20 protein-coding genes and 1 tRNA gene are annotated in these 15,064 nt (G+C 51.3%); 6 read left to right on the top strand and 15 right to left on the bottom strand.

Annotated elements, in window-relative coordinates:
* The coding region (locus ABI361_04390) for a hypothetical protein (GenBank protein MEO9319892.1) at nucleotides 1–695 on the bottom strand (695 nt) is incomplete at its 3' end.
* A 301-nt stretch (nucleotides 696–996) separates the two neighbouring features.
* On the opposite strand from ABI361_04390, the gene ABI361_04395 reads away from it, so the two are divergent.
* On the top strand, nucleotides 997–1,587 hold the full coding sequence (locus ABI361_04395) for an SRPBCC family protein (protein MEO9319893.1): 591 nt from the start codon (nucleotides 997–999) through the stop codon (nucleotides 1,585–1,587).
* A gap of 108 nt (nucleotides 1,588–1,695) precedes the next feature.
* Nucleotides 1,696–1,796 (top strand) — tRNA-Lys (locus ABI361_04400).
* A 255-nt stretch (nucleotides 1,797–2,051) separates the two neighbouring features.
* On the opposite strand, the gene ABI361_04405 is transcribed toward ABI361_04400, so the two are convergent.
* Nucleotides 2,052–2,576, bottom strand: coding sequence for a TspO/MBR family protein (locus ABI361_04405; protein MEO9319894.1), 525 nt, complete (start codon nucleotides 2,574–2,576; stop codon nucleotides 2,052–2,054).
* 404 nt (nucleotides 2,577–2,980) lie between these two features.
* On the opposite strand from ABI361_04405, the gene ABI361_04410 reads away from it, so the two are divergent.
* Nucleotides 2,981–4,033: a zinc-binding dehydrogenase gene (locus ABI361_04410; protein ID MEO9319895.1), complete on the top strand. Its 1,053-nt coding sequence runs from the start codon at nucleotides 2,981–2,983 to the stop codon at nucleotides 4,031–4,033.
* Nucleotides 4,034–4,140: 107 nt separating this feature from the next.
* On the opposite strand, the gene ABI361_04415 is transcribed toward ABI361_04410, so the two are convergent.
* Complete coding sequence (locus ABI361_04415) at nucleotides 4,141–4,617, bottom strand: DUF1622 domain-containing protein (GenBank protein ID MEO9319896.1); 477 nt, start codon at nucleotides 4,615–4,617, stop codon at nucleotides 4,141–4,143.
* Between the two features lie 446 nt (nucleotides 4,618–5,063).
* On the opposite strand from ABI361_04415, the gene ABI361_04420 reads away from it, so the two are divergent.
* Entirely contained in the window at nucleotides 5,064–5,186 is a 123-nt protein-coding gene (locus ABI361_04420) for a hypothetical protein (protein MEO9319897.1), read from the top strand.
* Between the two features lie 71 nt (nucleotides 5,187–5,257).
* Here ABI361_04420 and ABI361_04425 read toward each other — a convergent pair whose 3' ends face one another.
* Complete coding sequence (locus ABI361_04425) at nucleotides 5,258–5,692, bottom strand: response regulator (GenBank protein MEO9319898.1); 435 nt, start codon at nucleotides 5,690–5,692, stop codon at nucleotides 5,258–5,260.
* Between the two features lie 176 nt (nucleotides 5,693–5,868).
* Here ABI361_04425 and ABI361_04430 point away from each other — a divergent pair, with 176 nt between their 5' ends.
* On the top strand, nucleotides 5,869–6,081 hold the full coding sequence (locus tag ABI361_04430) for a hypothetical protein (protein ID MEO9319899.1): 213 nt from the start codon (nucleotides 5,869–5,871) through the stop codon (nucleotides 6,079–6,081).
* A gap of 95 nt (nucleotides 6,082–6,176) precedes the next feature.
* Here the strand turns inward: ABI361_04430 and ABI361_04435 are convergent, their stop codons facing one another.
* The 6 genes from ABI361_04435 to ABI361_04460 all read right to left on the bottom strand — a co-directional run bounded on the left by ABI361_04435 (nucleotide 6,177) and on the right by ABI361_04460 (nucleotide 11,362).
* A complete protein-coding gene (locus ABI361_04435; GenBank protein ID MEO9319900.1) occupies nucleotides 6,177–6,764 on the bottom strand; it encodes an MEDS domain-containing protein in 588 nt (195 codons plus the stop codon).
* 164 nt (nucleotides 6,765–6,928) lie between these two features.
* Complete coding sequence (locus ABI361_04440; GenBank protein ID MEO9319901.1) at nucleotides 6,929–7,207, bottom strand: Lrp/AsnC ligand binding domain-containing protein; 279 nt, start codon at nucleotides 7,205–7,207, stop codon at nucleotides 6,929–6,931.
* A gap of 268 nt (nucleotides 7,208–7,475) precedes the next feature.
* Nucleotides 7,476–8,276 (bottom strand): uroporphyrinogen-III synthase, encoded by an 801-nt coding sequence (locus ABI361_04445; protein ID MEO9319902.1) that lies wholly within the window; start codon nucleotides 8,274–8,276, stop codon nucleotides 7,476–7,478.
* Nucleotides 8,277–9,050 (bottom strand): uroporphyrinogen-III C-methyltransferase, encoded by a 774-nt coding sequence (gene cobA, locus ABI361_04450; GenBank protein MEO9319903.1) that lies wholly within the window; start codon nucleotides 9,048–9,050, stop codon nucleotides 8,277–8,279.
* On the bottom strand, nucleotides 9,051–10,043 hold the full coding sequence (hemC, locus tag ABI361_04455; protein MEO9319904.1) for a hydroxymethylbilane synthase: 993 nt from the start codon (nucleotides 10,041–10,043) through the stop codon (nucleotides 9,051–9,053). It abuts the gene before it with no gap.
* Between the two features lie 2 nt (nucleotides 10,044–10,045).
* Nucleotides 10,046–11,362, bottom strand: coding sequence for a glutamate-1-semialdehyde 2,1-aminomutase (locus ABI361_04460; GenBank protein MEO9319905.1), 1,317 nt, complete (start codon nucleotides 11,360–11,362; stop codon nucleotides 10,046–10,048).
* A gap of 67 nt (nucleotides 11,363–11,429) precedes the next feature.
* Here ABI361_04460 and ABI361_04465 point away from each other — a divergent pair, with 67 nt between their 5' ends.
* The gene (locus tag ABI361_04465; GenBank protein ID MEO9319906.1) at nucleotides 11,430–11,912 is read left to right on the top strand and encodes a hypothetical protein; all 483 of its coding nucleotides are present in this window, start codon (nucleotides 11,430–11,432) and stop codon (nucleotides 11,910–11,912) included.
* Nucleotides 11,913–11,927: 15 nt separating this feature from the next.
* On the opposite strand, the gene ABI361_04470 is transcribed toward ABI361_04465, so the two are convergent.
* The 5 genes from ABI361_04470 to ABI361_04490 all read right to left on the bottom strand — a co-directional run bounded on the left by ABI361_04470 (nucleotide 11,928) and on the right by ABI361_04490 (nucleotide 14,987).
* Nucleotides 11,928–12,629, bottom strand: a complete 702-nt coding sequence (locus ABI361_04470; GenBank protein ID MEO9319907.1) for a hypothetical protein — start codon at nucleotides 12,627–12,629, stop codon at nucleotides 11,928–11,930.
* A gap of 79 nt (nucleotides 12,630–12,708) precedes the next feature.
* The gene (locus tag ABI361_04475; protein MEO9319908.1) at nucleotides 12,709–12,969 is read right to left on the bottom strand and encodes a winged helix-turn-helix domain-containing protein; all 261 of its coding nucleotides are present in this window, start codon (nucleotides 12,967–12,969) and stop codon (nucleotides 12,709–12,711) included.
* Between the two features lie 86 nt (nucleotides 12,970–13,055).
* Nucleotides 13,056–13,511: a hypothetical protein gene (locus ABI361_04480; protein ID MEO9319909.1), complete on the bottom strand. Its 456-nt coding sequence runs from the start codon at nucleotides 13,509–13,511 to the stop codon at nucleotides 13,056–13,058.
* A gap of 51 nt (nucleotides 13,512–13,562) precedes the next feature.
* Nucleotides 13,563–13,985 carry an EVE domain-containing protein gene (locus ABI361_04485; protein ID MEO9319910.1) on the bottom strand — a complete coding sequence of 141 codons (423 nt, stop codon included), beginning with the start codon at nucleotides 13,983–13,985 and terminating at the stop codon, nucleotides 13,563–13,565.
* An 18-nt stretch (nucleotides 13,986–14,003) separates the two neighbouring features.
* Nucleotides 14,004–14,987 carry an NAD(P)/FAD-dependent oxidoreductase gene (locus tag ABI361_04490; GenBank protein ID MEO9319911.1) on the bottom strand — a complete coding sequence of 328 codons (984 nt, stop codon included), beginning with the start codon at nucleotides 14,985–14,987 and terminating at the stop codon, nucleotides 14,004–14,006.
* Between the last annotated feature and the right edge of the window lie 77 nt (nucleotides 14,988–15,064).

The following is a 15,064-nucleotide window of genomic DNA, read 5'->3' on the forward strand; positions in this document are numbered from 1 at the left end:
GCGCTGAACTGGCTGCTTACGTTCTGGCTGCTGCTGATGCCGTATGCATGAAGTACGTACAGCTCGGCAGAGCTTCCTGCAGCATAGCTGATGGTGCCGGTATAGACAGAGTCGGTTGGTGCAAGGATGGTTGCAAAGCCGGTAGAGTTGCTTGCTATGGTGCCCTGCTGGACAATAGAGCTTCCAGATGCTGGAGCTGCGGTTGTGGTCGAAGCAGTCGAAGTTGCGTTAGACTGGGTGTTGTTGCTGGCTGGCGCTGGCGTCATTACGTTGACTGATATTGTGTCGTTCGAGGTTTTGCCTGATTTGTCCATTACTGTTGCAACGATGTTGTGCTTTCCATCTGCAATTACAGAAGCGGCAAATGTCCAGTTGTCGGTGCCCTTTGCAAGAGCGGCAGCACCGCCGTCAACGCTAACGGTTACGTTGGCCAGTTCAGTACCGCTGGCTGTGCCGTTTACAGAGAATGAACGGCTGCTAACTGTTGAATCGTTCACCGGACTTGTAATTTTGATTGTAGGAGCAGTGTTTGTCGAGTTGCCTGAAGTTGATGTTTGGTTGCTTGTGGTGTTTGTCGAATTTCCTGCCGATTGCGCGCTTGCATAGTGCGCAAGGGAGGCCGAGCCGATTGCCGCAAACGCTATTGTTGCTGCAACAGCGAGCGCAATGGCTACTGTAAAGTTCTGACTTTTCATGTCATTAACGAAGGGAAGCGAGTTTACACTTATCGATTTTAATAGAAGGTGACAGTATGCTCGATAAGATAAATGCCATTAGTATCAGCCACGCGTCGGCTTTTATTGTAAAAAGTATCAAGAAACATAAATTTGGAGTCTCAATTCTCGTCGAAAACCATCTGCCATTCTATTGGCTAGCTGGCGGCCCGCTTCAATTCTTATCCCGTCTTCTTATGGATGGCGTGACGGGATTCGCGTGGGTGCGGCGGGCGAGCTATGTCAAAACCTTTAAATTCTGAACTAAGGATTGATGCTTTAAATGACCGTTATAAACAAGACCATCGAAATTAACGCGCCAGTCTCCGAGGTGTTTACGTATTTTGCAAGGCCGGAACACATGGCGGATCAGTTCCCGGAGAACATGGGCTTGAGCGTAATACCGGTCGAAGTTAAGAACGGTTTTGGCGTTGGAACGATTTTTAGGATTAGCGGCGATTTTGATGGCAAACGGCTTGAGTGGGATTGCGAAACCAACGAGTACGTTCCACAGAGAAAGATCGTAGCCAAAATGATTGAAGGTCCTTTCAAGCAGTGGCAGATCACCGTAAGCTTTGAGGAGCTTGGCGAGAAAAAGACCAAGACTGGAATGGAAGTAGAGTACGACATGCCGATGGGACCGCTTGGCAACTTTATCGACAAGGTGAAGCTGAAAAAGATTGCAGAGCGCGGTATGGAAAACGGTCTGTTGCGGGTCAAGGCGTTGCTGGAAGGCACGGGCTCAATTCCGGTCTACATTACGCTTGATGCCTACAGGCACATCCTTCGAGAGAAGGAAAAGCTGAACTGCTCGGTGTCTGAAGCAATAGTAAAGATAATCGAACAAAAGCAGCAGACGGCCAAAGTTTCTTAGGCGCCTGCTTTTACGCCTTTATTCTCTTTTCCGCTAATCCGAAAATATTTTTGGCAATGCTGGTTCTAGTTTGATTTAAATTGAACTTTATCCACGAAAATTTCTGCAGGGTTCGTAGCTCAGCCAGGTAGAGCGTCTGGCTCTTAACCAGTCAGCAGTTTCGCAAATTCTGGGTTAAAATGTCGTGGGTCCGAATCCCACCGAACCCGCTTCTCTCAAGCACCTTAGATTAGACTCGACCTACATACCTGCAAACTGGAACATGAATGCAGCCCTGACCGAACCACTCGAGCATTTTCTAAACGCTGTAGGCAGTCAGGAGACCAAGCGGCAGTATCGGAAGAAGATAGAACTGTTCCTGTCGAGAGTCGAGATTGAAGGAACAGGAAATGAGAGCCAAGCAGCAAATCGAAACTTGTCGTGATTCCAATCCTTGTTCCCTTGACGCTGATTTGCGGTGTTTATTAGGGATTCAGAAGCCAAACCCCTAGGTTTAGGAGGGATGCGAATGCGACCCATCCAACATATGGCAACAAAATGAATGATGCGGTTCTTGATATTTTATGAAAGATAATTACTGTCGCCGCGATGCTTGCCAGCAATATTACGATCTCTACAAATGCAAGTTGAGGAGACCTCAGACTAAAGAATAGAAATGACCAAAGCACATTCAGGCCTAGCTGGAGTCCGAACGCAGTAAATGCAGCAGGTCTTATACCAAGTTTGCTCCTGTCGATCACTGTTCTTCTCCAAACAAGGTACAAGGATACTCCCATCAGCACATATAGCACCGTCCATGCAGGACCAAAGACCCAATTTGGAGGAGTGAACCAGGGTTTTTCAATCAATTGATACCATGTTGCAATAGAACTGGCTGTTAGGGCAGCACCAATTGCTCCCGCGGATAAAGGGATTGCAACTGAAATTGCCAGACGTATGAGAGCCCGATTGTTACCAAGAGCCTCCGAAAAGGACTTTTGCCCGACCATATGTGAGTGGTATTTTCTTTTTATAATAATAGTAAGCATGCATTGCAATGCAGTGTATCTGGTTCCCAAGCACAGAATTATCACAGTGAATCTAGAACTTTACGTGACAAGCTTTGGTGCGAGCAACAACCGGATCGCCAAATGGTCATCGCGTTTTCGACCTAGAAGTCATTTAGCCAGTTCAGCGGTAAAATCCCATTTTTGACCAATTTTCCTTTAAGGTTGGCAAAACGATTGGTTGCAAGTACATAGGCTCCTCTATTAGAACTCCCAATGATGTAATTGGTGGCAGGCTATTCGAACCTTGGCAATATTGCAGGAATCTAAATCTCGTTATCGCAGACTCTGGCAAAGGAAATTTAATGAAAAATATATGACCTCAATCGAATGAATCGAGAGCACAAATGAAGGCAGCAGTTTACCGGGAGCATAGCAAGGATCCCAGGCAGGTTGTGAAAATTGAAGAAGTCGAGACGCCAAGGCCAAGACCAAACGAGGTGTTGGTGAAGGTCGAAGCGGCATCATACAATTACAATGACCTGTGGGGAATATGGGGTCAGCCTATCAAGATTCCCATGCCTCACATTTCAGGGAGCGACATCGCAGGCACTGTAGCGGAGGTGGGCGAGAATGTGACCGGCAATATCAAGGCCGGAGACAGGGTTGTTTCATATCCGAACCTGACCTGCAGGGTCTGTTACGAATGCACGTCTGGCAGAGAATACGACTGTTCTGACCGGAAGGTGTGGGGCTTTCAGACCGGACCGCTCTGGGGGGGTTTTGCCCAGTACACGCACCTGCCGGAAGTAAACGTCGTAAAGATACCTGACGAGGTGTCGTTCAATGACGCGGCGGCCATCTCCATGGTCGGGATGACTGCGTGGCACATGCTTGTTACCCGTGCAAGGATAAAACCGGGCCAGACCGTTCTAATTATGGGCGGGGGCAGTGGCATGGGAATAGCAGGGATTCAGATCGCAAAATTGTTCAATTGCGATGTAATCGCCACGGCGGGCAATAAGGAGAAAATGGACAAATGCCTTGAGCTTGGGGCCGATTTTGCTGTCAACCACAGGGAGCCGGGCTGGCACAAGGAGGTACGCAAGATTACGAACAAGCAGGGAGTGGACCTCGTCTTTGAACACATCGGCAAGTCCACTTTTCCGGAGGAGGTTGGCCTGCTGAAGATGGGAGGGACACTGGTGTCAACAGGCGCAACCACCGGCTATGATTCTCCTTTGGACCTCCGGTATCTGTTTTTCAAAGGTATCAACCTGCTTGGCGCCACACAGGGAACAAGGGCAGGCCTGGAGGAAGTCATAAGGTGGGTGAGCAGGGGCATGATAAAGCCCACGATCGACACGGTTTATCCCTTCAGCCAGATGGTCGAGGGCCATGTCAAGATGGCAGATTCACAGCTGTTCGGCAAACTGCTTACGACTCCGCAGAGAATATGAGCAGATAAAGACAAGGCTCCAGTCTGGGCCTCCGGTGGCAAGGACGCCGGCGCGGTTACTTTTTTTGTTTGATTTGACCCCGAGACTGGATATCCTCCAGTCCTCACTCATGCGGCCTGGTTATCGCTTTTCCTGTCAATCTTTATGTCCGGGCGAGTTGGCCTTTTCCCTTCGGCTGCGTCCAGCCCCCTTTGACCTGCGGATCGAAGCTTTTCCTCATCCTTTAGCTCCCGATTGAGCAGGAAACTCAAGACTGCCCGGATGCCGACTATTATTGCAACTACTTCAAGCGATTGCAGGGTGGGATTAAGAATAGTCTTTAGGACATCGCCTGCGATAAAGAACTCAAGCCCAGTAAGTATCCTCGTAGTAAACTGTTGTTTGATCGAGTGCTGATTGAGCCCAGCCTGCTTTACGTCGCGCGCTTCGACCTGTATCAGAAAAATCAGGGTCACGATCGCCCCGTAGGCTATTATGCCGACTCCTATTAGGTCCAAGCCGAGTGAAATTGGCTGAATGATCCGGGCAACAGGTAGCCCGTCTGCCACCGTCTGCTTGATTAGCGGACCAAAGAAAAGTTGCACTGCTAGGTACTTTCCCCTGCATTTCTGGCTCAAAATAGGATAAATCGGTTAACCGTTGTCTGTGGGCTGGCTGTTCAATGCGGCCCGTAGATAATTTGTTCACCGTCTTTATATGCAAGAGATATCCCGCATGTAGTTATATAAGGCGCTGGCCGCCGGACCGGATTGGTGTGTGAGGGATCATCCTTTCGGATGAAGATCAGGCCCGGGCCAGCACCATATTATAGCGCGCCATGACTATAATTGTTCATTGGTCTGCAGCATGTTCTGTTCTGGACACTGCCTTCATTGTATGTCGCCCTTGGGGTTTGAGTCGGCAAACGTGGTATAATCTTCTGAAGCCACGGCATCCCGCTTTCGTGCTCTGACGAACTTTAATTATCAAAAGATATTTTTCTGTACTTTTTGTCTCAAAGCGCTTTAACCCTTATCGGGCATGCTTGACCGTGACAGAAAGAGAATACAAAGAGAAAATCAAGAACGATGCCGACGAGCAGAAAGTAGAACGCGAATTCAAGGATGAATTCGGAAACAAGGTAAAAGAAAAGCACGAAGTAAAGTACGATTAGGACTCGCCACGACTGTCAAAGGACAGTCAATGCCTTCTTTTTGTTATTTCCTTTCGAGTATGCAGACGGCCCTACTTGTGGCCCGAAGCCAGATCTAGCAGCTTTTGGATCAAGTCGCTGACCGTGATTGGCTTTTTCAAAAAGCACCTTACCTCGTCAAGGAACGGGAACGCCTTGCTGAATTCCGGCCGGTAGGTTTCAAACGCGGTAAGGAAACAAACTTTGACGGTGGTGTCGACGTTGCGGATCTTTTGGTACAGCTCAAAGCCGTTAAGGCCCGGCATTCGTATGTCAAGCATCAGGAGGTCAAACATCCCCGGTTTGAACGCCGCAAGGGCCTTGAGCGGGTCGTTAAAGGTAGTAACGATAAACTCGTTACGCTCGAGGCCAATCTTGAAAATGCTGGTGATGTCCTCTTCATCGTCCACAATCATGACTCGGTATTTTTTCGTCTGAGTCGCCTGCACAGCGTTATCCTTCCTCGTGCCGCCAATTGGGCCATCCAATATAGAGTCTACTACAAGCTAAGTCGACAAGCACTTAAGGCGGCTGAAAAAAAAGAAGAGAAAAAAATATTATGTCAGACTGCCCGCTTCGCGGCTGCATTAAAGCGCGCCGGCGTCAACCAATGGGCACTTAATGGCGCTATAATTCCGAATCCTCTGTTCCCCGTCCGTTGTTCATGAAAAGGGCCAGCAGAGTGAATGGAACGGCAGCGAGGCTCAATATCATAACCGTGACTCTGATTGATGTGGGATCGTACGGCGCATTGAACAGAGGAAGGAAGGGAATGGGAAAGAGGACGGCTATCCAAGAGGCCGCGACGACGGTCAGGATTTTCCACCGTTTCCTGATCCTCTGCTTCAGGAAAGCCGTCATGCTAGATTCCAAATAGCATGACTGTTTGAGCGGATCGGGGGTATAAACCCTACTCTGAAGACACTCGCGGCAGATCTCGTGAAGGACCGCAAGCTAGAGAAGCAGATTGCGTCAGGGCGGCAAACTGTTCAGTTGGATTTCACGATAATGGCACCGGCAGATGAGCTCCTTGTGCTCCTTGCTCAGCCTTTCAAAGTCCTTGCTATGATAGACGCACAGCAGGCTGGACTTGACGTCCTGTCGTTTGGGAGGTATTGCAACCTCGTAACTTATCATCTCGTCGAGCTTGCCAAGGTGATAGAATGAGCCCATGTCCGCGATAATGCAGATGCCGGACTTGCCAGTTGCCCGTGCGCGGTTCTCAAGGCCCATCAGATAATCCCTAAAGTCGTCTGTCGTTGGATTGAACATCGTTGTAATAGCATCCATGATAACAAGCGTGTTATCCTGCTCGTGCTTTGCAACGTCGATGTCGAGCTCCCGCAGGGCTTCGCGGACGGAGTTTATGGTTTCATAATGTGGCAGCAGGAGTACTATCTCATTTCCCTCCTTCAGCCGTATCCTGCAATGCTGCGAATAGAGGTCCCGGAGGGTCTCATAGTCGGGGTAAACGAGGATGTTATGCTCGCCAAACTCAAACCTGTGCAGCTGCCCAATGATCGCGTGGATGTCGCCCCTGATGAGTCTCTCCTTTACCAAATTGCGTACTGGGTTCCTCGCACACTGTGGTTCCGTGCTCTATTTTAAGACTATCGAAAATTTCTCTAAATACCGTACGTGCAGTCACTTAGGCGTCTAGCGGGGTCAGGAGTGTAACAGTAAGTATCTCTGTCAGATTGCAAAATGACCCGTCGGATCTTATTCTAGTCGGAAGGCGACCCGTGGAACTCTATTGCTGTGCCGCTCTTCCTCTCTCCATCAATTGTCGAAACAGTCCGGGTAGACTTGACTCCGTCGAGTTTTCGCACCGCATCAATTACCGGCCCAATGGTGTTGCCGACCGGCACCTCCACCCGCGCGATAAGGTCAAAGTCTCCGTAAACCCCTTCAACGGAAATTACCCCCGGGATCTCGGCGATGGCGTCCACAAGGGTCTTTTCCATGCCGGGGAGCGCGTTTATCAGCAGGTAGGCGCCGGGCATGAGCTTAGTATCAATCCATCAATATTAAAACGGTAGTGTTTTCGCCGGGAATGACGCTCATTTCATTTCCTTTCCGCGAAATAACCCGAGAGGAGTTTGCAATTTGTGGCTATCGTTCTGTTCCTGCGCGAAGGTCCCTGATCAGCCCTTCATTCAGCGTCGCAGGGTGCTTCTGCTCGTCCGCCCTTATTTTACGCCCAATTCATCCAACTGCGGCTTGCCCTGTATTCCATGTTAGTTCCATCATGACCAAAAGAATCGAGAAGGATCATACCAGTACCTTCTTTGCGAGTTCCGCGACGCCCTTTATCGTATGTTCTGAGGACTCTACGAATCTTACGCCCTTTCTCTGAAGCTCGGTGCTTGTCTGCGGGCCGATGGATATCGCCTTAATGTTCCGCTTTATCTCATCAACGCCGAGGCCATGCCTCGAACTGCTTGAAAGGGCAGAATCCAGGATGTCGAAAAAATTCCTCACGTTTGACGCGCTTGTAAAAACGACTGCATCGATTTTCCGGCTTGACAGCTCGGTGGCAAATTCAATCAGCTCTTGCGATGGCTTTGTTGCTTCGACGGAATATGTCTTGATTTCATCAACCAGCATGCCTAATTCGGTCAAGGCATCTGCAAGCTGCCTGTCAGCTTGCATGCTGCGCGGGACGATTATCCTTTTTCCGGCGGGGTTCTTGGACGAGAACAAATCGATCAGGCCTGCCGTCGAAAAGTTTGCTGGCATTTCGGCCTTGTCTATCCCAAATTCCATGAGGGCCTCGCGAGTTTTCGGGCCCACCGCGATCACACTTCTACTCTTGAGTTCAGAGACAAGACTCTCGCGGTTTGCAATTTCAAAAAGCACGCGAACCGACTGAGGGCTCAGAAATGCGCAGTAGTCGTGGTCCTTTTCCCGGAGGAGTTTTAGGAATGCATCCCCGGCTGCTTTTCCTGCAGGTCTAACCGACATTGTTCTGACCGGGATGACCCTGACTCCCTCCGGCGCCATCAGGGAAACGAATTCTCGGGCAGTTAACGCATCCCTGGTTATTGCAACAGTCTTGCCCTTAAGGCTCAATTAGGCGCCGTCGACCTTTTCCCTGAACCAGCCGCCAATCCGGCCCCGGACAGACACGACGTCGCCTATCACAATTATAGCAGGCGGCTTTACGCCGGAGCGCGCTGCCACCGATGCGATATTCTCAAGCGTACCCGTGACAGTCCGCTGCGACGGCGTAGTGCCGTTTTCCACAATCGCAACGGGAGTTGACGCTTTGCGTCCCGAGGATACCAGCTCGCGTGAAATCTGCTCGAGCTGGCCAATGCCCATCAAGACGACGATGGTGTCCGTAGCCTTGGCAAGCATGGACCAGTTCACCGACGAGGCCGAATCCTTCTTGCCTTCCTCCTCATGCCCCGTCACGATGCTCACCGAAGAGGCGTAGGAGCGGTGTGTAAGCGGTATTCCTGCATAGGTCGCCGAGCCGACCGCCGACGAGATGCCCGGGACAATTTCAAATTCTATCCCGTTCTCTACAAGATATTCGGCTTCCTCCGCGCCGCGGCCAAAGATGAACGGATCGCCGCCTTTTAGTCGCAGGACGCTGAGGCCCTGTTTTGCGTATTCGACCATCTTGCGGTTTGTCTCTTCCTGGTGCGTGGTCGGATCGCCCACCGCTCTTCCAACGTAAATCTTGAGCGCGCCCGGCGAAACCTGCGAGATTATGTCAGTCGAGACCAGCCTGTCATAGAGTACTACACCGCACGTCTTGAGCAGCCCTGCGGCCTTTACCGTCAGGAGGCCGGGGTCGCCGGGGCCAGCGCCACAGATGTATACCTTGCCGTAAGCCAACTAGACTTCGGTCCCTCCCTTGCCGTTCCATTCTTCGACTGCGCGCCTCCACCCCTGCGCCAGCTCCAGTGCTCCTGCAGCGACTAGCTTTTTTGCGACGCTCTTGCCGAGCTGTTCCGCATAACGGGCTTCTCCTGATTCCCTAAGCGTGATGTTCTGGCTGCCGTCGGCTGAAAAAATGCTGGTGTGCAGGGTCATCCTGCCGGGTTTTGAAGTCGCAACCGCGCCGAGTGGGAACCTGCAGCCGCCTTCAAGCAGTTCCACCACGGACCTTTCGGCAACCACCTCGGCTCTTGACTTGGAGTCCTCAATCTGCTGAAGCATCCGCCGGATCTTTTGGTCTTTTTTCCTGCAGACGATTGCTATCGCGCCCTGCCCCGGAGCCGGCACAAAGTCGCGCAGAGAAAATGTTTCCGAGATTACGTGGCGCATCTGAAGCCTGGATAGACCCGCATAGGCAAGCATAATTGCGTCAAACTCTCCGGATTCGGCCTTTCTTACGCGCGATTCGATGTTCCCGCGCACCGGACTCACGGCCAAATCCTGCCGGAATCGCAGGAGCTGGACTGCCCTGCGCAGGCTGCTGGTCCCGACTCGCGCTCGCGGTCTGAGCTGCTCAAGTTTCCGGCCGCCCATGCCAACGAGCACGTCGTTTGGCCTGGCACGCTTTGGAACGCAACCGATCACAAGTTCACTGCTAAGATCCGAGGGGACGTCCTTCAAGCTGTGAACGGCAAAGTCCGCCCGTCCCTCGAGAACGGCTTCGTTTACCTGCTTTTCAAAGATGCCTTTCTGATCCATTCTAAACAGAGGCCGTCTCCTGTCCAGATCGCCGGTCGTTTTCACCTCGACGACCTCAAAGTCCCCGCGAAAGCCCGACCTCCGGAGTAGCCGGAGCACGATTGCCGTCTGGGCCAGCGCCAGCTTGCTCCCTCGTGTCGCTACGCCGATTGAACCGCTGCCTTTTGGTTTTGCGATCATTTTGTTTTCCAAGTTCACGGTGCCGTACTCTGCTTTTCCTTGATTTTCCTGAAAGCATCCCCGTATGCTTCGATCGTCCTGTCCCCGTCATCCTCGGTGTGGGCATATGAAACAAAACAGGTCTCGAATTGTGATGGCGGGATAAAGATATCTTTCTTTAGCAGCTCGTCAAAGAGCCGGCGAAACGATCCGAGGTCGGACTTTCTTGCGCTTGAATCGTCCCTGACGCGCTCGCGGGTAAAGAAGATCTGAAACATCGAACCGATAGAATTTATCGTGTAATCAAGAGTCCCAGACAGCCTGTCTTCCATCTCCTGCCTGATGCCTTCCACTATCCTGTCGCAGCGTCTGGCAATTGAAGGATAGATGGAATTCTTGCCCGCAGACAGCACCTCGAGAGTGGCAATTGCCGCGGTGACGGAGACAGGGTTGCCCGCAAACGTACTGGCCTGGTAGACCCTGCCCGAAGGGGCGAGCTGCTCCATTATCTCACGCCTGCCGGAAATGGCGGCGATTGGGAAACCGTTTCCAAGCGCCTTTGCAAAAGTGGCAAGGTCGGGCTTGACTCCCAGAAATTCACTTACGCCGCCAAGGGCAAGCCTAAAGCCTGTAACGACTTCATCGAAAACAAGTACAATCCCGTGCTTTTCGGTAATTGACCTCACTTCATTAAGGTAGTTCTTGTCTGGCAAAACAAGCCCAATGTTTGCCAGGACAGGTTCCATCAGCAGACATGCACAGTCGGCATTCTTCTTTACAGCATCCTCAAGGGCGGCTGTGTCGTTGTATGGTATGACGATTGTGCTTGCGGCGGCCTCCTGCAGGACACCTTCAGAAGCCGGAAGGCCTGCCGCGCCCGAACCGGCCTTTGCGAGTACATAGTCATGTGCGCCATGGTATCCCCCTTCTAGTTTTATCACCTTCTTCCTTTTCGTAAACGCACGGGAGAGGCGTATAGCATGCATCGTCGCTTCAGACCCGGTATTTACAAGCCTCGACATTTCCGCACATGGGACTGTCTTTGAGATAAGTTCCGCCAGCCGGATTTCTTTTTCGGTCGGCGTACAGAAGAGCGTGCCATTGTCAAGTTGAGCCTTGACTGCGTCGATTACTGCAGGGTAGGAATGACCCAGAAGGACTCCTCCATAACCCATGCAATAGTCCGTGAGCGTTTTATGATCTGCAGTCACGAGCTTGCTCCCGCGGGCAGAGACTGCAAAGAACGGATATGGTTCGTAAAACCTCACCGGGCTATTGACCCCGCCAGGAATAGTCTTTCTGGCCCGGGCATATAGCTGTGCAGATTTGGTGCTAGTCGATGCCGGCGGCAAGCAGCGATTAGGATGTTTCTAAGCATATAAAAGTCATCAATTTGCATGATAAGGAACAGCCGGACCCATGCAAGAACTCACTCGCCTCCTCACTGAACTTCGCGCAAACGTTGAATCAAACAGAGCTTCCATAGAGGTGTCGCTCTCAAAAAGTCCGAACATGGCATACCGTCAGGTCAATGAACTTGCCAAGTTCGTCGGCTTGAGGCACTCGCTCGACCTGCAGCTCCACTTTCCAAATCCGGCAAGCATTACGGATGTCTCTTCGTACGGCTCGGAGAACGTCGGGATTGTTTTTGATAAATTCAAAAGAAACTTTCCGATACCTCGTGATGTAATCAAGCAAAAAGCCGCAGAGGTACTTGGCAGCGAGATCAAAGCCCAAGACGCCTACATGTACGAAGGCAAGGAGGGTGTCAGAGTAATAATCAAAGTCGGTCAAAGAATCGAAATACTTCCCGGTTCAGTTCACTTTTGGTGCAAGATTGATTCTCAGGTTCGCGATTTTGGAGATTGGTTGCTTGAGAACGTCTACGCCGTCAGAAAATAAGTTACATCAAAGCCTTCAACTCTCGGTCTTGTTTGAGAGCAGCTGGTAGCTGTAAAGGGGTTGATCCTGCTGGTCAAATACCTGCGCTTTCACAGGGAAAGGAGCATCGTGCGGGAACCAGATCTTGCTGGTCTGGTTTTGAAGCTGATATGACAGCACGAAAGCGTTAAATGTTCCGGCGGGAGTGGTTACGTCCTCTTTTCCGGTAACCCTTATGGTTGTATAAGAGGAGCCATAAATTAGCGTGTCCCATGGCGCGCCGATTACAAAGTATTTTGGCTGGCCGCCGTTAAAGCTCATGTCCAGGACGTTTAGAATAGATGACTTGACCGGTTCGTAGTAAGGCCTGAAATCCTTTGGCACCTCACCCTCAATCGTAAGCTGCCGGGAAAAATTCAGGGTTTCCTGCTTTGTAGGCGAACTTGCGTTCGTCACGCTGACTGCAGTTCTCCAGTCCTTTCCTGTATCATGAAAGACCATGGAAACCTTCGCTGACTTTAGCGAACTGTTAGGTCCGACCGAGTCCAAGTTGTAAGTCAGAGCAGTCCCGTTGTGGATCCCCTGCCCTACGTGATAAACGTCCTTGTCCGTAGGGGGGTTGAAGATACTCGCGCCGCTTCCAAAGCCGCCGCCGGATGCGATAATTCCGAGGCTGACGCTCACGCCCAGCGCTGCGAAAATAAGAGAAGTGAGCAGGACGCGGCGTTTCGGAGACACACGCGTATTGACCTGCTGCGATTAATTATATCTTGTCTCACAACGACGCGTTGGCGCCCCGCCGGGGCTTTTTTTGACGCTACTTTTCTATCGCGTCTGGTGCGACAAATTCTCCTATCTGGTTGTAGATCTTTAGGAAACGGTTGCCTTTGTCGGTGGTCCGGTATACTTGCTCGCCCTCGACATACTCTAGGAGATCATTTTCCACTAGCACGCTGAGGTACTCTTTCAGCTGTGCATATGATAAGAAAGCACGGTACATGATCTTTGTCTTCGTGACGCCGCCATTCGCAGCTTCTAGAATCTGTGCAGTTATGTCCGTTCTGCTTCTATATTTCATGGCAGCAATAGATACCGACGTTGATAAAAGGATCTCGAAGCATTTTGCAGGTAGATTATTCTGCGCTCGGACTGTACGTTCAGGTTCTATCTCGCTCTTATCTCACGTAGTAGCATTGCGAGTTCGCCCATAATTGCAGCAATGGCTCTGACTACGTCTGTCGCCGCTAAACAAATTGATTCACCTACCTCTCGTTCGCCGACGCTGGGATTAGTGATGCTGCAATCAATGAAAACAGAGGCCGACTCTAAATGCCCTGCAGCCGAGGCCAGTTTCCCGTCCCGCTTGAGCCTGCTAACCGTCATGTCCAGATCCCTGCTTGCGTTTGCTATCGATTCACTGGCAGCGGACAGTTTTTGCAGCTTCTTTACAGTCTCCGTTTCACTTAGCGTATGGATAACCTTGAGGGCAGAGACGGCTCCTTCGTGTACCCTTGAGAGCGTTACCTTGAACTCGGGGGATGAGAGCATTTTCAAAACCGAGGAAGGATCGAAGTCAAGTCCAGAGTCTGCGGAATTCCCCTGATGCGACTTTCCGGCCATGGCTCCCAGTTACCATGAATCATTCAGGATTAATTACTGAAAGGTAGATGGTTACAGAAGCTGGACCGCCTTGTCCGAGGATCTCAGACCTGCCAACTCTGCAATTCGCGCCCATACATGAGGCGGGACCGGCATCACCGACAGCCTTGAAATTCGCACAAGCTCCCATTGCGCTAAGGCCTGGTCGCTCTTTATTTGTGACAGCTGCACCGGCTTTGGGAACCTCATGACGGGAGCCACTTCAACAAGCGTTGTTCCTCCCTCTACCGTGGTGACCTTGACTGCCTTCATTATTCCGACGATTTGCTTTTCTTTCCCAGTATGGTAAAAGAGGATCGTGTCGCCCGAACAAACGGTCCGGAGGTGCTTTAGAGCCAGATTGTTTGAGACCCCGTCCCAGACAGTCTTGCCTTCCTTTTCAAGTGCAGGGTATGAGTATGCTGACGGTTCCTGCTTGAAGAGCCACCGCTGCAATTCCATCAAACCGGGAATTCATTGATTTAATAGTCTTGCTCCCGGTTTTGCAAAAGTTGGTTTGCGGGACTTTGTAAACCTGATTCCTTCCCGAAGCATTTTTTCATAGATCGAGATGGCGGCCAAAGCCCCGGCCGCTACTGCCAGGACCACGTAGTGCCGGTCGCTGTCGACGTCGCCGGCTGCAAATACATTGGGAACGGAGGTTTCCTGTTTTATGTCAACTGCAACGTAGCCCTCGTCGAGCTTGCAACCAAGGCTCTCTGCGATTTCCACCTGAGGCAGGTAGCCCAGGTGGTAAAAGAGGACGTCTGCTCTGTATTTCTTGCCGCTTGAAGCAAGCAGTATTTTCGGTTTAGTGCCCTGTCCGCCGCTTATCTCCACAATGGTTTCGCCAGTGACAACTTTGATTCCAAGCGATGAAGCGTCTTGCTGGTCCTGCTCAGAAACCTCGCCTGGCGGCTTGATGAATACTCGAATGTTATTTGTCCATCCCAGAAACTCTTTTGCATATGCTACCGCGGCACTTCCACCCGATGCGATAATTGCAAGTCGTCTGCCTGCACTTTCAAGGCCGTCACAGTGCGGGCAGTGCCATGCACCATTTCCATCAAACCTGTGAAAGTTTCTCACATCGGGTTTTACGTCACGAACGCCGGTGGCCAGAACCACGCTCCATACATCCAGAGTACGCTGCGCTCCATAGTAGACCCTGAAAAGGCCGTTTCGCAATTTCTTTACCCTCTTGACCCGTCCGGATATCCTGCTAACACTACGGTATCTGGCAATATCTTTTTGCGCGCACCTGATCAGCGTGGCGGGGGGTGACCCTTCAAATCCGAGATAGCCGTGAACAGCCTTCGACATCGCATTCCTCGTCCTCCGGCCGTCGTCGAAAAGAAACGTCGGAATAAGGTACCTGCCGAGCAAGAGGGCCGCAGAGTGCCCTGCGAAGCCACCCCCGATAACAGCGACCCTGAAAGCACGTTTTGATTCTGACACACTTACCCCGCGCCGGGTTGACCTAGGCACCTTGGGAGGACATATGACAAAAAACAATAAAACAAGTACACTTGGCC

The organism is Nitrososphaera sp., assembly GCA_039938515.1.
Taxonomy (GTDB): Archaea; Thermoproteota; Nitrososphaeria; order Nitrososphaerales; family Nitrososphaeraceae; genus Nitrososphaera.

Excerpts from the sequence above, each read along its gene's own strand:
- ABI361_04480 (MEO9319909.1), bottom strand. The coding sequence starts at position 13,511 with ATGGCCGGAAAGTCGCATCAGGGGAATTCCGCAGACTCTGGACTTGAC.
- ABI361_04465 (MEO9319906.1), top strand. The coding sequence starts at position 11,430 with ATGCAAGAACTCACTCGCCTCCTCACTGAACTTCGCGCAAACGTTGAA.
- ABI361_04430 (MEO9319899.1), top strand. The coding sequence starts at position 5,869 with ATGAAAAGGGCCAGCAGAGTGAATGGAACGGCAGCGAGGCTCAATATC.
- ABI361_04475 (MEO9319908.1), bottom strand. The coding sequence starts at position 12,969 with ATGAAATATAGAAGCAGAACGGACATAACTGCACAGATTCTAGAAGCT.
- ABI361_04440 (MEO9319901.1), bottom strand. The coding sequence starts at position 7,207 with ATGCCCGGCGCCTACCTGCTGATAAACGCGCTCCCCGGCATGGAAAAG.
- ABI361_04405 (MEO9319894.1), bottom strand. The coding sequence starts at position 2,576 with ATGGTCGGGCAAAAGTCCTTTTCGGAGGCTCTTGGTAACAATCGGGCT.
- ABI361_04410 (MEO9319895.1), top strand. The coding sequence starts at position 2,981 with ATGAAGGCAGCAGTTTACCGGGAGCATAGCAAGGATCCCAGGCAGGTT.
- ABI361_04395 (MEO9319893.1), top strand. The coding sequence starts at position 997 with ATGACCGTTATAAACAAGACCATCGAAATTAACGCGCCAGTCTCCGAG.